The following is a 16,969-nucleotide window of genomic DNA, read 5'->3' as shown; positions in this document are numbered from 1 at the left end:
CAAGACTCGATTTCGCCGCTGAAGGGGACTGTGAGAAAGGCGGAGACGTGGATGGATCTCAGGTGGTCGCGCCGGGATCGAAATGGACCGGCAGGACATATTCCCGCCGTTCGAAGGCGCCGGTCTCCAGCCGCTTCAGCATCGCCTCACCCGCCCGTTCGCCGAGCGTATAGGCGGCGGAGTCCACGGTCGTCAGGCGCGGGCGGGCATAGCGATGTGTCTCGAAACCGTTGAACCCGACGACGCGTACATCGTCCGGAACGCGTACATCATGATCGAAGAGATAGAGCATCGACGCGGTGGCGATCGGGTCATTGCCACCGATGATGGCGCCGGGCAGCTTGTGGTTTGCCAGATGGCGCGCGACCGCGTCCTGCACGTCGGCGAAGCTCTCGCTCGCCGCCTCGACAACGGTGAGCCGGGCGCCGCCGCCATTGGCGGCAAGGCTCTCGCGAAGGCCGGCTAGGCGCTCCTCGATCGCGGGCCAGGGCTGCGCCGGCACCACGGCGAGGAAATCCTCCACGCGCCGGGCCAGAAGATGGTCGCCGATCAACCGTCCACCGCCTCGGTCATCCTGGCGAACCACGCAGAGATCCTCGCTTTCGAGGGACGGATTCTCTTGAAAGACGACAACCGGTTGGTCGAGTGCCAGAAGCTGACGCACCGCGTCTCGGCGCGCTTCCTTCGTGCCCGAGATCATGGCGCAGAAGCCGCCGACCTCGAAATTGCGCATGATCATGGAATGAGCGAGTTCCTCACCCGGCATGCCCTGGACGGTCAGCGTATAGTCGGCGTGGTTCAGCACATTGGCGAGGCCGGCGACGACCTGGCAGGTGAAGAAATCGGCGAGGAAGGCAGGCTGCTCGTCGACGATCACCATGCCGATCGAGCGCTGCTCGGCAACGCGCAGATTGCGGGCATTGGCCTGGCGCCGATAGCCGAGCCGCTCGATCTCGCGCTCGACCCGCTTCTTGGTCGCGGCGCTGACGAATTGCTGGCGGCCGTTCAGCACGTTGGAGACGGTCATGGCGGAGACGCCGGCGGCTCTGGCCACGTCCTTGATCGTCGCGCGCTTCGGGCGCGGTCTATCGGTCATCCTAGCGTTCCCGTCTCGACCCGGAATACGATGTCATATATCGTTAAATGGAACCAGCACGGATTCCGGATCCCATGACGAGCTATGCCAGCTATCCAAGCCTTACCGGCAAGTCGGTCTTCATCACGGGAGGTGCCACGGGGATTGGGGCTTCCATGGTGACGCATTTCGCCGGGCAGGGCGCCAGCGTCGGCTTCATCGACATCGACGATGCGGCGGCGGAGGCGCTGGCAGGCAGGCTTGGGCCAGGCGTGCGCTATCTTCGCTGCGATGTCCGCGACATCGCGGCGCTGCAGGCAGCCATCGCGGCTTTCGAGGCGGAGAGAGGGCATATCGACGTTCTCGTGAACAATGCGGCCAATGATGATCGTCACAAGGTGGACGAGGTCGACACGGCTTACTGGGACAACCGCATGGCGATCAACCTGCGCCCCCAGTTTTTCGCCGCGCAGGCGGTGCGCAAGGGGATGGCGCGGGCGGGCGGGGGCTCGATTATCAATCTCGGCTCGGTCGTCGTGCAGATGGCGGCGGCGGAGCTGGCCGCCTATGTGACGGCGAAGGCGGGAGTCTACGGCATGACCCGGGCGCTCGCCCGCGAGTTCGGGCCTGACCGCATCCGCGTCAATTGCCTGGTGCCGGGCTGGGTCATGACGGAGCGGCAGATCGAGCTATGGCTCGACGAGGCCGGCGAGCGCCGCATTGCCGAGCGTCAATGCATACCGGACAAGCTGATGCCCGAGGACCTTGCCCGCATGGCCCTGTTCCTCGCCGCCGACGACAGCCGGCACTGCACGTCACAGAGCTTCATCGTCGACGGCGGCTGGATTTAGAGCCATCCAGCGCTTCATGGTATCGCTCGACGGCTCTATCTCTCTATATTTCTTAGCGTTTTCTTCACGCGAACCGGTGTCCGCTTCGCCCAACAACGCTTTGGGTCGCGCTCAGCGCTTAGCTCATGTCGAGGACGATGCGGCCGTCAATGCCGCCCTTTTCCATGGTTTCGAAGATCGCGTTGATATTCTCGAGCTTGTCCCAGGAGAAATGCGCGGCGACCTTGCCGTCGCCAGCGAAGTCGAGCGCCTCTTCGAGATCCTGCCGCGTGCCGACGATCGAGCCGCGCACCGTGATGCGCTTCAGGACGGTGTCGAAGATCGGCATGGCGAAGCGGCCCGGCGGCAAGCCGACCAGTGCCATGGTGCCATGCGAACGCAGCACGCCGAACGCCTGCTCGAACGCCGCCGGTGAAACGGCTGTCACGAGGACGCCATGGACGCCGCCGAGTGTCTTCTGGATCGTCGCGATCGGATCTTCCTCGCGGGCGTTGACGACTACCTCGGCACCGAGCTTGCGGGCGAGCTCCAGCTTGTCCGGGTGGATGTCGATCGCGGCAACATGCATGCCCATCGCCTTGGCATATTGCACGGCCATATGGCCGAGGCCGCCGATACCGGAGATCGCCACCCATTCGCCGGGCTTCACCTCGGTCTCCTTGAGGCCTTTATAGACCGTGACGCCGGCGCAGAGCACGGGCGCGGCGGGGCCCCAGTCGAGACTGGCGGGAAGGCGCCCGACATAATTCGGGTCGGCGAGGGCGTATTCGGCGAAGCTGCCATTGACCGAATAGCCAGTGTTCTGCTGTGCGCCGCACAGCGTCTCCCAGCCTGTCCGACAATGCGGGCAGTAGCCGCAGGCGGTGTGCAGCCACGGAACGCCGACGCGGTCGCCCTCCTTGACCCGCTTCACATTGCGGCCCATCGCGACGACGGTGCCGACGCCCTCATGGCCAGGAATGAAGGGCGGGCTGGGTTTCACCGGCCAGTCGCCCTTGATCGCGTGGAGATCTGTATGGCAGACGCCGGTCGCCGCTATGCGGACCAGGATCTGATCGGGACCCGGCTCGGGAACGGGGAGATGCTCGATCGTCAGCGGCTTGCCGAATTCGCGCGCGACGGCGGCCTTCATCATGTTGGTCATGTCGATCCCTCGATGGCGGATTGTTGCCGGCAGGATAGGTCCGACGCCCATTTCTCCCCTTGATCTCCATCAAGCGCATAGTGGGGGAGGGGTATTGGCCGAGGCTGGAGCGTTGTCGAGCGGGCGGTCCGTTGCTTCCGGCGGCGATGGAAGGCCACGCTGCCTCGCTCGGCGGTGCCTCTTCCGGTTGAGCCATGATCCGCCGTGCCGTTCCTTCCGATTGGCTTCATCGGGGTTGTTGCGGGTCCACCCCTATCGGCGCCGGGCCGATTCAGATAGGACATATCCCCATGCTGGGGCAGCGACGAAATAAAAGTGAACGATGGGCGAGCGTAACTGGGACTTCATAGCGAGAATTATCAGTGCCATAGCACTATTTCTGGTTATTGAGCTTCACCTCCTGTCGGTTCTTCTTTCCGGACTGCTGGTTCACGAACTAATATTCCTGACCATCCCGGTTTTCGGCAGAATTGGTATACCATCAGGTATAGCGAAGACCGTCTCCGTCGCGCTGATTACAGCGGCGATCGCTGGCTTGCTCTTAATTCTTGCTATCTGGCTCATTTCATTCACCGCTGCGGGTGGACAGCCGCTGCAGGAATTGCTGACGAAGATGGCCTTCGCCTTGGAGCGCCTCCGATTTCATCTGCCGGAACTGGTGGCGGACTATTTGCCGGCCGACGTAGACGCGCTGAAGGCGACCGCGGCCGGCTGGCTCCGGAGCAATAGCCGTCAGCTTGCAGCTTTCGGACAGGATGCCGGGCGTCTGGCCGTCCACATCGTGATCGGCATCGTCATCGGGGCGATGGCGGCTTTCGCGCATGGAACGGCGCAGGAGGCACGAAGGCTGGACCAGAGGGTTTTGCCGCCATTCGCCGAGGCCATCCTGGCGCGCTGCCTCAATCTGGCGCTCGCGTTTCGGCAGATCGTCTTCTCGCAGGTTCGGATCTCGGCCCTGAACACCCTTCTGACAGGTCTGTTTCTGGCCGTTGCCATGCCCGCAATGGGGATGGAGCTGCCGCTGACCAAGACACTGATCGTCCTGACATTCGTTGTGGGATTGTTGCCGGTCGTCGGCAACCTGATTTCCAACTCCGCCATCGTACTGGTCGCGGTTACCGTCTCGCCCTATGCCGCGATCGGCGCGCTGACCTTCCTCGTGGTGGTTCACAAGCTCGAATATTTCCTCAATGCCGGCATCATCGGATCGCGCATTCAGGCGAGGGCTTGGGAATTGCTGGTGGCGATGATCGTCATGGAAGCGGCCTTCGGGGTGCCGGGTCTGATTGCCGCGCCGATCTTCTATGCGTTCTTGAAGATCGAACTGCGAGGCAGCGGATTGATCGGCAGCGGCTGGCAGCCTGAGCCTGGAAACTAGCGGACCCGCTAAGTCCGGGCTGCGCTGCGCCTCACCCAGAGCCCTCTATTTGTCGTCACCGGACGATCGAGCCTTCTTCGGGCGCCGAACGGCCCTGATCTTCCCGCTATTGCCGCCTCCGCAGAAGAACCGGTCGGCGCCATCCGATTCCAGCCCGGAGACGCCCATGCCCGGCGGCATCTCTATGATATCCAGCACGTCGCCGGTTTGAGGGTCGACACGTCTCAGATCCGCTTCCTCGCCTTCCCAGGTGGCGTGCCAAAGCTGGTCATCAACCCAACTCACTCCGGTGACGTAACGCTTCGACTCGATGGTGCGAAGGATCGCGCCCGTTTCCGGATCGATCTGGTGGATCTTTCGAGCCCGATACTGCCCCACCCACAGCGTTCCCTCCGCCCAGGCCAGCCCCGAATCCGTTCCACCTCCGGGCGCCGGGATCGTGCCGAGCACGGTGCCGTTCGTCGGATCGATCTTCTGGATGCGGTCTTCGGCGATCTGGAACAGATGCCGACCGTCGAAGGCGGTTCCTGCATGCGCGGCCACGTCAATCGTGCGCAGCGTCTCGCCGCTCTCGGGATCGAGGGCAATGAGTTTATCGCCAGATGCAAACCAGACGTGCCGACCGTCGAAGGTGACCCCCGCCACCTGGTCGGTACCGGGAAAGGGTCCATATTCGCGAAGGATTTCAGCTGCGGATGGTTTCATGGGTTCATCCTAGTCACTGGGCAGCGGGCCGGGGAGTAACAAGGTTGTCGGGAATCCCGGCACGATCGGCATTATCCACCGACAGGCCCGGCCACGACCGAAAGACTGAGCCTTGCCGGCCGCGCCGAGCTGCTCAAGCGCTCGTTGCACGGTCCGCGGACTGGTGCCCAGAGCGATGGCGAGGGCTGAGCTCGACCACGATTCGCCATCGGCCAGCAGGGCGAGCAGAGCCGCATGCGGCTCCTCGACGGGCGGCGCCAGAACGACCATGGCGCAGCCATCGCGGGTCGCCATCGCGAACCCCCGCTTTGTCGCCCGTAGCTCCGCGACGTCATGGAGCGCCGCGCGAAGGCGCCCGATCTCGACCCGCAGGCGAGCCCGGTGCGATTCATCGGCATGCCTGGCCCGAAAGGCTCGGTCGACGAGAAGCTCTCTCGACACATCGCCGGGCCACGCCTCGGCCAGCATCCGAGCCAGGGTGAACAATACCGGGCGTGTCGCCAGCGAGACCTCCGTGCCGGCCTTCCGCACCCCATTGCGGCACGCATCCACCACCAGCGTATCCGAGGCCATGAGGGCTTCGACGTCGTCGAGCCGCAGGGCCCGCACGGACCCGCGCGAAATCCATCGCGCTGCAACCTCGTTCAATATGAGGGATGCACTTTCAACCTCGCTTGTCAGGGCGGGGATGTCCGCCGCGCGCGCGGCGGCATGCGCCCGTGTCAGCGCCGCGCGGGCCGTTCCGGTGCGCAAGCGGCGGAGCGATAGCCCCGCGACGACGAGTTCGTGGGCGGCCTGCAGCGCCGGCGTCAGCTTCGCGGGATCGATTTCGGCCAGCCTCAACTCGGCCTCATCGAGGCGGCCGATCAGAAGCAGGCGGCGAAGCACGAGGTTTCGGGCATGCGCGGCATTCATGGGATCGCCATGCGCTTGCAGCGTCGCTTGCGCGGCGTCGAGGGCTTCTACGGGCCAGCTCAATTCGCGCGAAACCAGGGCGATCTCAGCTTCGGCTACCACGCAGCGGGCGCGGGCGACCGCTTCCTTCGGTTGGAACGCCCGGTGGGCACCTCGCAACAAGGCCCTGGCGCGAACGAGATCGCCAAGCTGAGCCATAGCGAGGCCGCGAAGGGCGAGCGCCGGTGCGTCGTCGCGCAAGGCCACCCGCTTCAGCGCACCCAGCGGATCGCCGGCGGCGAGCGCGCGCCCCGCTGCCGTGATCACCGAGTCCACGGAAATCCCGCCAAACTTGTCACTCCCACGATCGCACCATTCCGCTCCAAGTCTTGGTTCGACCCGCAGCCGTTGCACCGGCAACGGTACGATGTCAGCCACCGAAGGAGAAGAAAGATGACGACACATTTGACGGGAACGCGCGAAGCGTGGATCGCGGCGCGGCTCGATTTGCTTGCCGACGAGAAAGACCTGACGCGGCGGAGCGACGAACTGGCGCTGCGCCGTCAGCAACTCCCTTGGGTCCGGGTCGAAAAAGACTACCGTTTCGACGCGGAGGAAGGGGGCGTATCGCTCGCGGACCTCTTCAAGGGGCGTTCGCAACTGCTGATCTACCATTTCATGTTCGGGCCGGACTATACGGCCGGATGCCCGTCATGCTCGTCGATCGCGGATGGGTTCAACGGTATCACCGTCCATCTCGAGAACCATGACGTGGCCTTTTCGGCCGTCTCGCGCGCTCCGATCGCCAAGTTGCAGGCCTACAAGGCGCGCATGCAGTGGAGCTTTCCATGGGCGTCGTCGTTCGGCAGCGACTTCAATGGCGACTTCGGCGTCTGGTTCACGGAGGAGCAGCAACAGCAAGGTGGCATCGCTTATAATTTCCGCCGCGAGGCGCCTATGCCGCCGTCGCCGGCCGGCTCGACGGTTCAGGAGTGGCAATTGCGCGGAAGCGAGGCTCCCGTTGCCCAGCTCGCGGCCATGGCCGGAACCGATGTCGGCACCTATACGCGCGACAGGCCCGGCGTGAGCGCCTTCGTGCTCGATGACGGTGTAATCTACCACACCTATTCCAGCTATGCGCGCGGAGTCGAAAGCATTTGGGGCATGTATCAATGGCTCGATCGCGCCCCGAAAGGCCGCAACGAACAGGGGATATGGTGGCGCCGCCATGATGAATATGGCCGGGCTTGAGCCTTCCATGGTCGGTCCTGTCCATCTCAAGAATGGAGCCCCGTCCCCGGTGAGCCGGTTCGACGGTGCGGCGGCGGGCAGCGCGGCGGCTTCCCAAGTCACGCGCTGGCTTAGCCTGGCGGCGGCTCCGACATTCGGGCTGATGGCGCTGTTGACGGCGATCTCAGGCGACACCGACGCGATCTGCTCGGCGGCGTCCGCGGGATGGCCGCTGGGCGGAATGGCCGCGATGTACCTGCTGATGGGCCTGTTCCATTTACCCCCATGGCTGAAATGGATCGCCAGTCGGCAGAAGTCTCCGGCCAATGGCTCGGAGCGCTCCATCTCGGCGTGACCGCAGCGGGCGTGATCGAACCAAGGCTGACGGTAGAGCGGGCCGGCTCCCCACCGCCAAGTCAGAAATACCACCCGCAAGCTATTGGGTGGTCCCTGTGAAATCCGGTAAGGATCGCCGCGAGGATCGTGGTGGGAGGTATCGATGGAACAGACGTGGCGCTGGTTCGGCCCGAACGACGAGGCGACCCTGGGACATGCGCGGCAGGCCGGCGCGACGGGTATAGTCACGGCTTTGCACGATATTCCCTATGGCGAGACTTGGTCGGTCGAGGCCATCCGGGAACGGCAGCGGGTCATTGAGGCCGATGCGGCGATGGGGCTCCGGTGGAGCGTCGTCGAAAGCGTGCCGGTACATGAGGACATCAAGCTCGGGCGGGGTGATCTCGATCGCCTCTATGAGAATTTCCGACAGACGCTGACCCATCTCGGGGCCTGCGGCGTCCGGACGGTCTGCTACAATTTCATGCTCATCCTCGATTGGACGCGGACGGATCTGGCGGTGAAGCTGCCGGGCGGAGCTCGGGCCTTGAAGCTCAACATGAACGAGCTCGCCGCCTTCGATTGCCACATCCTGAAGCGGCCCGGCGCCGAGCGGGACTATACGCCCGATGTGCTGCAGCGCGCGGCCGAATGGTTCGATCATGCCGGCGAGGAAGGAAAAGCGCGGCTCTGGGCCAATGTCATGGCGGGCCTTCCCGGCGCCTTCAAACGTTACGATGTGGCGGAGCTTCGCGACGTCCTCGCCGAACAGAGCGAGCTGACACATGACCAGCTCCGCGCCAATCTGGTCCAGTTCCTGAAGGAAATCCTGCCGGCGGCGGAAAAGGCCGGCGTGGTCCTGTGCATTCATCCCGATGATCCGCCGCGCAATCTGGCCGGCCTCTGCCGCATCGTGAAGAACGCCGGCGACATTGCCTTCATTCTCGACGCCGTTCCGTCGGAGGCGAACGGACTGACGCTGTGCACGGGTTCGCTCGGCGCCAACCCGGAGAATGACGTACCAGCCATCGCCCGGCGGTTTGCCGGCCGGGTCAAGTTCGCTCATCTGCGCAATGTGAAAAAGGATCCGGACGGTTCGTTCATGGAATCCGACCATCTTGGCGGCGATGTCGATATGGTCGCCGTCGTGGAGACCCTTCTCGACGAACAACAGCGTCGGCGCCTTGCCGGCGAGCCGACGAGCACGATTCCCTTCCGTCCCGATCATGGCCATGATCTGATCGACGACGGGACGCGCCAGACCCATCCCGGCTACCCGGTGGTCGGTCGCCTACGCGGTCTTGCCGAGATCCGCGGCGTCATGACGGCACTGGCACACCAGAAGGGGTACGCCCTTTGAGCAGAAAGCCCGCGGAGACTTGAGGAGTTCGCGTGGGTGCTTCTCTTTCGCGGAAGCACCCACGGTGACGTGTCAGGCGAGGGTACGGACCTGATCCTCGCGCTCCCAATTGCGAGTCGCCGCCGCCTTCGCGAATTCCTTGCTTCCCTTTTTCAACGCCACGATCCATTCGTCCGGCGTGACGCCCGCCTTGTCCAGCAGGGGCTGCGCGGCGGGTACGAAGCCGATCGCCTTCAGATGCACGAAGGCATCCTGCACGAAATCGACGGCCGCGCTGTCCTTGAGCAGTTCCGCGGTGCCGCTCTCCGAGACGACCAGAGCAATGGCGTCGAACAGCACGGATGGAGATCCGGCCAGCTGACCATCGGCCGGCAGTTTGTTGCCGCCTTCCAGCATCACCCCGCCGATCTTGGGCGCGATGATCTTGACGGTGCCGCCCGCCGCCTCAACCATCTTGGCCACATCATCGATCGCAGTTCCGTCGACCCCATCCGTCACGAGGATCGCGACGGCTCTCCCTTCCAGAGACGGAGGATATTTGCCGACGATGCGCAGCGCCGGTGATGGCTCCATGTCGATCGGAGGGACAGCTGCGTCGGATGACGGCGGCAGGTCCATGTTGAGACCTCCGGCCACCCGCTTCGCCAGATCTTCGTCGACATTCCGCAGATTGGCGAGCACCCGAAGGCGCACGGGCGGGATGGTCACCTTCGAGAGTTCGAACACGATGGCGGTGGCGATATGCGCCTGCTCGATCGGCGTCTGCGATCGGTAGAACATGCGCGCCTGGCTATAGTGATCGGCGAAGCTCTCGGCTCGCAGTCGAACCTTCGAACCGTCGAGGTTCAGACCATAGGACCGGAATCCGCCGGCGGGATCTTCCCGCGGACCGCCCGCTTCGCCGAAGTTGGCCAGGCTGTTCGGCTCATAATTGGCGCGGCCGGTTGGAACCTGCGTCTGCATCTTGCCGTCGCGCTGGAAGTTCTGAAACGGGCAGCCCTTCGCCTGGTTGATCGGGAGCTGGTGGAAATTGACTGTGCCGAGCCTTGAGAGCTGCGTGTCCTGATAGGAAAAGAGCCGGCCCTGCAGCAGGGGATCTTCGGAGACGTCGATGCCGGGGGGCATGTTGGTCGGCAGGAACGCGACCTGCTCGGTCTCGGCGAAGAAATTGTCCGGGTTGCGGTTCAGCACCAGGCGTCCGACGAACCGGATCGGGACCATTTCCTCGGGGATGAGCTTGGTGGCGTCGAGGATGTCGAACGGCAGGGCATCGGCCTCTTCCGCTGTGACGATCTGGACGCCGAATTCCCACTCCGGGAAATCGCCGGACGCGATGGCTTCATAGAGATCGCGGCGGTGATAGTCGGGATCGGCGCCCGCGATCTTCACCGCTTCATCCCAGCACGTCGACTGGAGGCCGAGCTTGGGCCGCCAATGGAACTTCACGAAGACGGCCTCGTTCCGGTCGTTCAGCAGGCGGAAGGTATTGACGCCGAAGCCCTCGATCATGCGCAGGGAACGGGGGATGCCGCGATCCGACATTGCCCACATCACCATATGGGTCGATTCGGGCATCAGGCCGATGAAATCCCAGAACGTGTCATGCGCGCTGGCCGCCTGCGGATAACCGCGGTCGGCTTCCATCTTCACGGCGTGAATGAGATCGGGAAACTTGATCGCGTCCTGGATGAAGAATACCGGGATGTCGTTGCCGACGAGGTCCCAATTGCCTTCCTTCGTATAGAATTTGACGGCGAAACCGCGCACGTCCCGCGGCGTATCCACGGATCCCGCGCCGCCGGCTACGGTCGAGAACCGAGCGAAGACTTCCGTCTTGGCTCCGACCTCGGTGAGGATTCTGGCGCTCGTGAACTCTTCCAGCGACTGGGTTAGCTCGAAGAACCCATGCGCCGCCGATCCCCTTGCATGCACGATGCGCTCTGGAATGCGCTCATGATCGAAATGCTGGATCTTCTCGCGGAGGACGAAATCCTCCAAGAGCGTCGGCCCCCGCTCGCCGCCCTTTAGCGAGTTCTGATTGTCGGAGACCGGCACGCCATGATTGGTCGTCAGGCGCTTCTCCGCGGCCGCTGCCGTCTGACGGAGTTCGCCGCCATTTCCGGGGAGGGACGCCGTGTCCGACCCGCCCGTCTTGAGATCCGCCATCATAAAGCTCCCGAATGTTCGAACTGGCTCACCGCATCCCGCTGCAATGGTCTGGGTGGGCAAACCGCGTTCCGCGAATGAGGTTTTTCGAATCGCTTGGCTGGGGCGTCACGAACGTCGCCAGAATGCGTCAGGGCGGCACGGGCTCGCCCCGATCGATATCCCGACGTTCCGAAGTCGTCCGCCGTTCGCTTGGAACGGCGGACGATGCAGCGACGGCGCTACGCCGCCGCTTCGTTCACGGTCGCCAGTGCGAGATCAGTCAGGAGCTGGTCGGTCTTCTCTTCCTCGTCGAGCGTCTCGCCGAAGAGCTTGGCGACATCGGTCATCCCGAGCTCGGTGGCCCATGCCTGCAGCGCGCCGTAGCGAGCGATCTCATAATGCTCGACCGCCTGCGCGGCGGCCACCAGGCCGGCGTCGAGGGCGCTTGCGCCCTTGAACTCCTCGGCGACCTCGTCGCCTTCCTTCAGAATTCCCTTGATCGCCTCGCAGGGTACCGATTCCGGCTTCATGCCCAGCGACTTGAAGACGGCGTCGAGCCGCTTCACCTGGCCCTCGGTCTGTTCAAGATGCGTCTTGAACGCAGCCTTAAGCTTGGGTGACTTGGCGGCGGCTGCCATCTTCGGCAGCGCCTTCAGAATAGCATGCTCGGCGAAATAGACATCCTTGACCGTGTGAACGAGCAAAGCCTTCAAATCCTTGTCAGCCATCGTTTCGTTCCTTCCTTGTGGGTTTTGGGATCGACAGCGTGCTCGCAGATTTTCTTGTCGGCACGCCCTCGTGTGCTTCCAACCCTGTCGGCCGCCTTTTGGTTCCACACGCTGATGAGGTGTTAATGGGGCGGCGTTCGTTCCGTCGCGAGCTGACCGTTCCGCAGCTATTTCATGAGACCAGCCTGCCGCAGTGCGCTTTCGATGACGGAACGTATGGCGTCGGGCCGCACGGCATATCCTCTCATCCCCTCCGCTTGGCGCGAGCCGGAAGCACTGGCCGGCGGGGGCATTTCTGATGTGTGCGCGAATTCCGCGGGTTCCAGCGGGCGGATCCCGGCCGGCGATGCGGTGGTCGCCTCGGCTGGCGAAGCGATGCCCCAGGCCCGGGCGATATGGCGCGTGGAGGAAATCCCCTTGTCGAGCATGAACGGACCCGCATGGCCGAGCCTATCCATCCCGCTGGCCCGGATGGGCGTGCCATGGCCCATGCCGTCGATCGTGAACAGTTCGATGCGCTCCTGGCCTTCCGGACCATGCCAGACATTTCGCCGGTGCCCATCCACGATGGAAGTCTGCGTCGGGCTCGCCGGTAACTGGTGCACGCCGCGCCACTGGTCCACGATGGCGCCGGCATTGGACAGGCTCACCGTTGCGTCGGCGGTGCCGTGCCAAACCGAAACCGTCGGCCACGGCCCTGCGTGACCCGATGCTTCCCGAACACGTTGCGAAAGGGCCTGGCCGGAGGGACCGCCATGACCTCGCATTCGGTCAAAGGCTTGCGGGACCGACTCGGCGACGCCGTAAGGGAGGCCGGCAACGATGGCGCCGCCGGCAAAGACCTCAGGATAGGTCGCGAGCATCACCGATGTCATGGCGCCGCCGGCGGAAAGGCCGGTGATGAAGATCAGCCGCTCGTCGATCGCATGATCCTTCACCATCTGCGCGATCATCTGCCGGATCGACAGGGCCTCGCCGGAACCGCGCTTCGTATCGCCCGGCTCGAACCAGTTGAAACAGAGATTGGCGTTGTTGGCCCGGACCTGTTCCGGGAGGAGCACCGCGAAACGGCTGCTATCGGCGAGTGTCGACCAACCCGAGCCATGGTCATAGGCCGCGGCGGATTGGGTGCAGCCATGGAGCACCACCACGAGCGGTGAGCCCGGTGCCAATCCGTCCGGGACATGGAACCGGGCGCGCAGGGCGCCGGGATTGTTGCCGAAGCTGGCGAGATCCGTCAGGCGATCCGAAACGTCCGTTGCCTGGCCTGGGCTATGGACCGCCCGCAGCGCCGAGAGACGGGTCAGAGTGTCTGATAGCTTTCGCATGGGGTTCCTTGGTGCAACGGCACGATGCCTGGGTGCCCTGTAAACGCCCGTTGTGGCAAAACGTTGCTGCAGTGCACAATTACAGGCCCATCCGAATTCGGGAGATCGAAGGCGCGATCAGCGGGCGTTCATGGCGTCGGAGAAATCGTCGACGGGATGGATCCAATCGCCTCGCTGGCAGTTGGAATGCGTCGATCCCTGCGCGGCGCATTTGCGCGGCGCATTTGGTGCAAAGCCAGATGTCAGATTCCATCGTTAAATTTGAAGTTCCGACGACCGAGACGATACCGTTGGAGCCGCCGGACCTTACGGGCGAAAAAGGCCCGCTGACATCCGACGTCAAATTGCTGGTGCTGGTCTGTCTTTTGGTCATCGCCCTCCTGGTCGTCGCCTATTTCGCCGCGGCCGTCATCTTGCCCATCGTGATGGCGTTCGTGCTGAAGCTCTTGTTGCAGCCGGGAATGCGGGCGCTAGACAGGCTTGGTGTTCCGCGCAGCCTCTCGGCGCTCCTCCTGATCGCCGCGATCTTCGCCGTTATCGTCGCGGTCGGTGCCGCGATCTCCGGCCCGGCCGCGTCGTGGGCCGCCAAATTACCCGAGGGCATCGACAAGCTGGAAGAGCGACTCCGGTTTCTGAGCAGGCCGATCCAGACGCTGCAGACCTTTCTCCATCAGTTCGACGGCGACACCTCGAACGCGGCCGTTGGGCCGACGACCTCGGAGGTTCTGCTCAAGGGCACGCAGCATTTCGCGACCGGCTTCTTCGAGATGTTGTTGATTCTGTTCTTCCTCCTCATGTCGGGGGACACGTTCCTGCGCCGGATGGTGGAAATCGTTCCCAGCTTCAAGGACAAGCGGCGGGTTGTGGAGCTCTCCCAGCAAGTCGAGGAGAATGTCTCGGCCTATCTGGTCACCATCACGCTGATGAATGCCGCCGTCGGAATTGCGACCGGCGTCGCCATGTGGGCCTGCGGGCTTGGCGATCCGGTGCTTTGGGGCGGCGTCGCGTTTCTGCTGAACTATGTGCCGATCATGGGGCCATTCGCCGGCATCGGTATCTTCCTGCTGGCCGGCTTGCTCACGATCGATGTGCTCTGGCAGGCGCTGCTGCCGGCCGGTCTCTACTTCCTGATCCACATCGTCGAAGGCGAGGCCGTAACGCCGATCCTGCTCGCCCGGCGGTTTACGCTCAATCCCGTGCTCGTGATCATTTCGCTGATCTTCTGGTTCTGGATGTGGGGCGTGCCGGGCGCGGTGCTGGCGGTGCCGATGCTGGCGATCACCAAGATCGTTTGCGACGGGATCAAGCCGTTGAACCCGCTCGGGCATTTCCTCGAGGGTTAGTGGACCCACCATTGGGGAGGCAGGACGTGCCTCTCCGCCTGCGATATTGCGGTTGGACGACGTCTGCCGATTGGATTGAAAAGGATGTCGCGAGACATGAGCGAAACGATGAACGCGAGCGACTTCCAGCATCCGGCCGTGCTGCTTTCCGGCACGGTCGACTATGAAATGTACAAGGAGTTTCGCCGCCAACTCGCCGCGGCGCCGGATAAGGGTGTCGTCGTGTTCGAATTGTCGACGCTGGGTGGCGATCCGGAAGTGGCCCGCATGATGGGCGAGGACGTCCGCTATCACAGCGATCTCGATCCAGCGCGCCACTTCGTCTTTCTCGGCAAGGCGGCGATCTATTCCGCCGGCACCACGTTCATGTCGTTCTTCGTGCGGGAGAATAGATATCTGACGCGCGGAACGCGGCTGATGGTGCATGAGCGCAAGCTCAAGAAGACGCTGGAGATCGACGGGCCGCTGACGACCTGCGGGGCGAACGTCCGCGCGACGCTGAACGAGATCGAAGCGTCGATCGCCATCCAGAACGAGGGTTTCGAGAACCTCGTCAGAGGGTCCAGCGTCACCATGGAAGAGGTGCTCGAGCGTGCCCCCTACAATTGGTACATCGAGGCGCAGGAGGCGTTGAACCTCGGCCTCATACGGGCGGTGCTCTGAAAGAGCCCGCGAGCCTTCCTGCTGCCACGACCATCATCCTCGTTCGGCGGTGCTCGGTTCACCCCGACTGCGCCGCGCGAGGCAGTGCCCTCTTATCGCGTGCCGGCTCCCATCATCCGGCAGTGAACCGATCCAGCACATTGCGGGTGATCTGCTGCGTGAAGGGGTCGCCGCGCTTCAGGCCCATCACCCATTCGCAGGTCGCCGCCGTCACGACTTCGCCCGCGCCGCGGGTCATGTGCACCATCATGCCGGAGCCGTAGCGATATTGGGTCAGCGCCGCGGCGGTGACGTCGCCGGTGACGCCTTCGACCAGGCCGGCATGGTCGCTGCCCCTGACATAATAGCGGAAGCCCTCGCCCTGCGGCTCGTCCTCGGCGAGGACCGCCGGCGCCATCGCCAGGATGGAGATGCTCTCCGGCTGTCCGTCGACCGGAACCGGATAGGGGAGGCCGTGGCGGAAGGTATAGTCGAGGCCGTCGACCTCATAGGCGAAGATATGCGCCTTGTCGCCGAAGATGTCGGCATAGTGCAGGCCGGTGCCTTCGAAGACCCAGTGCTCGGGCCGATAGACCGTGAAGCCCCGCTGACCACGCGGCGCGAAGCCGCCCCATGACGCATAGACGCCGTGCAGGCCGTTGACCCCGACGGTGGATGCGCCCGGCCAGCCGACGTGCCGGTCTTCCCAGGCGCCCGTCAGCAGATGGGCCTTGTCCGTGCCCGCGACCGGGTCGTCGACGCTGGCCTTGAACTTGTAGCAATGCTGCGTCCGGCCCTCGTCCTCGAGGCGGATCTGCCAGAGGAAATTGGCGCCGAAGCGCGCGAGGCGGCCGCCGCGCTCGACATAGCCTTCGATGGCGAGACGCATTTCATGCGTCCAGTATTCGTCATGGCCGACGATGGTGACGCAGGGATAATCGTCCAGCAGTTCCGGCCGGTAGTGCAGGTCGGTCTGGGTGATCATGTCGAGGGCGTAGCCCTCGTTCTCCGCCCAGACGACGAAATGCCGGTCATACTGCGCCCAGCCGGCCGCCGCATAATATTGGCCGAAGCCGTTGGCGAAGGCCCATTCCTTCATCGGATAGCGCGGCGCATCGCCCATTTCGGGCAGCGGATCGGCGCAGATGCGCGGCGCGCCGGCGGGCAGCCAGACGATGCCGCGTGTCCAGGGGCGTTCCAGGCTCAGCACTGGCGAGGGAAGGTCGCGCTCCGGTCCGACGATGCCGAAATAATGGTTGGCGCCGCCGAAATCATTATAGGCGGTCCATGTCGCCGTCGGCAGGACCATGAGGATCCGGGCCCGGCGGGTGCGCGCCGTCGGGCGCACCACGAAGAAATGGTGCTGGACGAACTTGCCGCCGTCGGGCCGCGCGCAGGTCGAGACCACGCGATAGAAGCCGGACCGGAGGTCGTCCGGCAGGCGCCAGCGATGGCTCACCGGCCAGTTACAGCCATTGCGATAGGCGTCGTCGGGCGTCGGCGTGTGCCGGCCTTCGATCGCGTCCGCCTTGTGCACGGTCTGCGGCTCGGCGCCGTCGCGATAGATCTCGAGCGTCCAGGCCGGCGCCGTGGCGCTCGAATGGAACACGACCTCGTCGCCGGGATCGTAGGAGATCGCGTTGGTATAGGTATAGACCTCGGGCCAGGCCGGATCGCCGCGCGGCGCCTCATACCAGGGCTTGCTGTGCCAATGATCATCGGCATGCATGGGCTGCGCGCGGCGCGGCGCGAGGTTGAGAGGCCCGAGTTCGGGCGCGACGAAGTCGTTCTTCTTCTGCGACATGGC

General features: G+C 64.1%; 15 protein-coding genes. 7 read left to right on the top strand and 8 right to left on the bottom strand.

Going from position 1 to position 16,969, the window contains the following annotated elements:
• Positions 1-58: 58 nt before the first annotated feature.
• Positions 59-1,096 (bottom strand): LacI family DNA-binding transcriptional regulator, encoded by a 1,038-nt coding sequence (locus tag OSH05_RS23210; protein ID WP_104220513.1) that lies wholly within the window; start codon positions 1,094-1,096, stop codon positions 59-61.
• 74 nt (positions 1,097-1,170) lie between these two features.
• Here OSH05_RS23210 and OSH05_RS23205 point away from each other — a divergent pair, with 74 nt between their 5' ends.
• Positions 1,171-1,926: an SDR family NAD(P)-dependent oxidoreductase gene (locus tag OSH05_RS23205; protein ID WP_104220514.1), complete on the top strand. Its 756-nt coding sequence runs from the start codon at positions 1,171-1,173 to the stop codon at positions 1,924-1,926.
• A 118-nt stretch (positions 1,927-2,044) separates the two neighbouring features.
• On the opposite strand, the gene adhP is transcribed toward OSH05_RS23205, so the two are convergent.
• Positions 2,045-3,070 (bottom strand): alcohol dehydrogenase AdhP, encoded by a 1,026-nt coding sequence (gene adhP, locus OSH05_RS23200; RefSeq protein ID WP_165801671.1) that lies wholly within the window; start codon positions 3,068-3,070, stop codon positions 2,045-2,047.
• A gap of 322 nt (positions 3,071-3,392) precedes the next feature.
• Between adhP and OSH05_RS23195 the strand changes: the two genes are divergently transcribed.
• Positions 3,393-4,448, top strand: a complete 1,056-nt coding sequence (locus OSH05_RS23195) for an AI-2E family transporter (RefSeq protein ID WP_104220516.1) — start codon at positions 3,393-3,395, stop codon at positions 4,446-4,448.
• 45 nt (positions 4,449-4,493) lie between these two features.
• Here OSH05_RS23195 and OSH05_RS23190 read toward each other — a convergent pair whose 3' ends face one another.
• Entirely contained in the window at positions 4,494-5,153 is a 660-nt protein-coding gene (locus OSH05_RS23190) for a Vgb family protein (RefSeq protein ID WP_104220517.1), read from the bottom strand.
• Between the two features lie 9 nt (positions 5,154-5,162).
• Positions 5,163-6,383 (bottom strand): helix-turn-helix domain-containing protein, encoded by a 1,221-nt coding sequence (locus OSH05_RS23185; protein WP_266353033.1) that lies wholly within the window; start codon positions 6,381-6,383, stop codon positions 5,163-5,165.
• A 117-nt stretch (positions 6,384-6,500) separates the two neighbouring features.
• On the opposite strand from OSH05_RS23185, the gene OSH05_RS23180 reads away from it, so the two are divergent.
• The 3 genes from OSH05_RS23180 to uxuA all read left to right on the top strand — a co-directional run bounded on the left by OSH05_RS23180 (position 6,501) and on the right by uxuA (position 8,973).
• Positions 6,501-7,298, top strand: coding sequence for a DUF899 domain-containing protein (locus OSH05_RS23180; protein ID WP_104221353.1), 798 nt, complete (start codon positions 6,501-6,503; stop codon positions 7,296-7,298).
• Between the two features lie 49 nt (positions 7,299-7,347).
• Positions 7,348-7,632 (top strand): hypothetical protein, encoded by a 285-nt coding sequence (locus OSH05_RS23175; protein WP_323181489.1) that lies wholly within the window; start codon positions 7,348-7,350, stop codon positions 7,630-7,632.
• Between the two features lie 144 nt (positions 7,633-7,776).
• Positions 7,777-8,973: a mannonate dehydratase gene (uxuA, locus tag OSH05_RS23170; protein ID WP_104221355.1), complete on the top strand. Its 1,197-nt coding sequence runs from the start codon at positions 7,777-7,779 to the stop codon at positions 8,971-8,973.
• 72 nt (positions 8,974-9,045) lie between these two features.
• On the opposite strand, the gene OSH05_RS23165 is transcribed toward uxuA, so the two are convergent.
• The 3 genes from OSH05_RS23165 to OSH05_RS23155 form a co-directional block, all read right to left on the bottom strand.
• On the bottom strand, positions 9,046-11,139 hold the full coding sequence (locus OSH05_RS23165; RefSeq protein ID WP_104221356.1) for a catalase: 2,094 nt from the start codon (positions 11,137-11,139) through the stop codon (positions 9,046-9,048).
• 221 nt (positions 11,140-11,360) lie between these two features.
• Positions 11,361-11,849 (bottom strand): YciE/YciF ferroxidase family protein, encoded by a 489-nt coding sequence (locus OSH05_RS23160; RefSeq protein WP_104221357.1) that lies wholly within the window; start codon positions 11,847-11,849, stop codon positions 11,361-11,363.
• Between the two features lie 167 nt (positions 11,850-12,016).
• Entirely contained in the window at positions 12,017-13,177 is a 1,161-nt protein-coding gene (locus tag OSH05_RS23155; RefSeq protein ID WP_104221358.1) for an extracellular catalytic domain type 1 short-chain-length polyhydroxyalkanoate depolymerase, read from the bottom strand.
• Between the two features lie 239 nt (positions 13,178-13,416).
• Here OSH05_RS23155 and OSH05_RS23150 point away from each other — a divergent pair, with 239 nt between their 5' ends.
• Both OSH05_RS23150 and OSH05_RS23145 read left to right on the top strand, forming a co-directional pair.
• The gene (locus tag OSH05_RS23150) at positions 13,417-14,520 is read left to right on the top strand and encodes an AI-2E family transporter (protein ID WP_104221359.1); all 1,104 of its coding nucleotides are present in this window, start codon (positions 13,417-13,419) and stop codon (positions 14,518-14,520) included.
• A gap of 96 nt (positions 14,521-14,616) precedes the next feature.
• Complete coding sequence (locus OSH05_RS23145; protein WP_104221360.1) at positions 14,617-15,183, top strand: peptidase S14; 567 nt, start codon at positions 14,617-14,619, stop codon at positions 15,181-15,183.
• Positions 15,184-15,295: 112 nt separating this feature from the next.
• On the opposite strand, the gene OSH05_RS23140 is transcribed toward OSH05_RS23145, so the two are convergent.
• Positions 15,296-16,966 carry a N,N-dimethylformamidase beta subunit family domain-containing protein gene (locus tag OSH05_RS23140; protein ID WP_104221361.1) on the bottom strand — a complete coding sequence of 557 codons (1,671 nt, stop codon included), beginning with the start codon at positions 16,964-16,966 and terminating at the stop codon, positions 15,296-15,298.
• Positions 16,967-16,969: the final 3 nt, after the last annotated feature.

The sequence above is a fragment of the Kaistia algarum genome (assembly GCF_026343945.1).
In the GTDB taxonomy this organism is placed as follows: domain Bacteria; phylum Pseudomonadota; class Alphaproteobacteria; order Rhizobiales; family Kaistiaceae; genus Kaistia; species Kaistia algarum.
This window is presented reverse-complemented; position numbering and strand designations above follow the sequence as displayed.

Bases quoted from the DNA above. Each gene is read 5' to 3' on its own strand.
- OSH05_RS23140 (WP_104221361.1), bottom strand. From the start codon at position 16,966: ATGTCGCAGAAGAAGAACGACTTCGTCGCGCCCGAACTCGGGCCTCTC.
- OSH05_RS23155 (WP_104221358.1), bottom strand. From the start codon at position 13,177: ATGCGAAAGCTATCAGACACTCTGACCCGTCTCTCGGCGCTGCGGGCG.
- OSH05_RS23160 (WP_104221357.1), bottom strand. From the start codon at position 11,849: ATGGCTGACAAGGATTTGAAGGCTTTGCTCGTTCACACGGTCAAGGAT.
- uxuA (WP_104221355.1), top strand. From the start codon at position 7,777: ATGGAACAGACGTGGCGCTGGTTCGGCCCGAACGACGAGGCGACCCTG.
- OSH05_RS23195 (WP_104220516.1), top strand. From the start codon at position 3,393: ATGGGCGAGCGTAACTGGGACTTCATAGCGAGAATTATCAGTGCCATA.
- OSH05_RS23180 (WP_104221353.1), top strand. From the start codon at position 6,501: ATGACGACACATTTGACGGGAACGCGCGAAGCGTGGATCGCGGCGCGG.
- OSH05_RS23165 (WP_104221356.1), bottom strand. From the start codon at position 11,139: ATGGCGGATCTCAAGACGGGCGGGTCGGACACGGCGTCCCTCCCCGGA.
- adhP (WP_165801671.1), bottom strand. From the start codon at position 3,070: ATGACCAACATGATGAAGGCCGCCGTCGCGCGCGAATTCGGCAAGCCG.
- OSH05_RS23145 (WP_104221360.1), top strand. From the start codon at position 14,617: ATGAGCGAAACGATGAACGCGAGCGACTTCCAGCATCCGGCCGTGCTG.
- OSH05_RS23150 (WP_104221359.1), top strand. From the start codon at position 13,417: ATGTCAGATTCCATCGTTAAATTTGAAGTTCCGACGACCGAGACGATA.
- OSH05_RS23190 (WP_104220517.1), bottom strand. From the start codon at position 5,153: ATGAAACCATCCGCAGCTGAAATCCTTCGCGAATATGGACCCTTTCCC.
- OSH05_RS23210 (WP_104220513.1), bottom strand. From the start codon at position 1,096: ATGACCGATAGACCGCGCCCGAAGCGCGCGACGATCAAGGACGTGGCC.
- OSH05_RS23205 (WP_104220514.1), top strand. From the start codon at position 1,171: ATGACGAGCTATGCCAGCTATCCAAGCCTTACCGGCAAGTCGGTCTTC.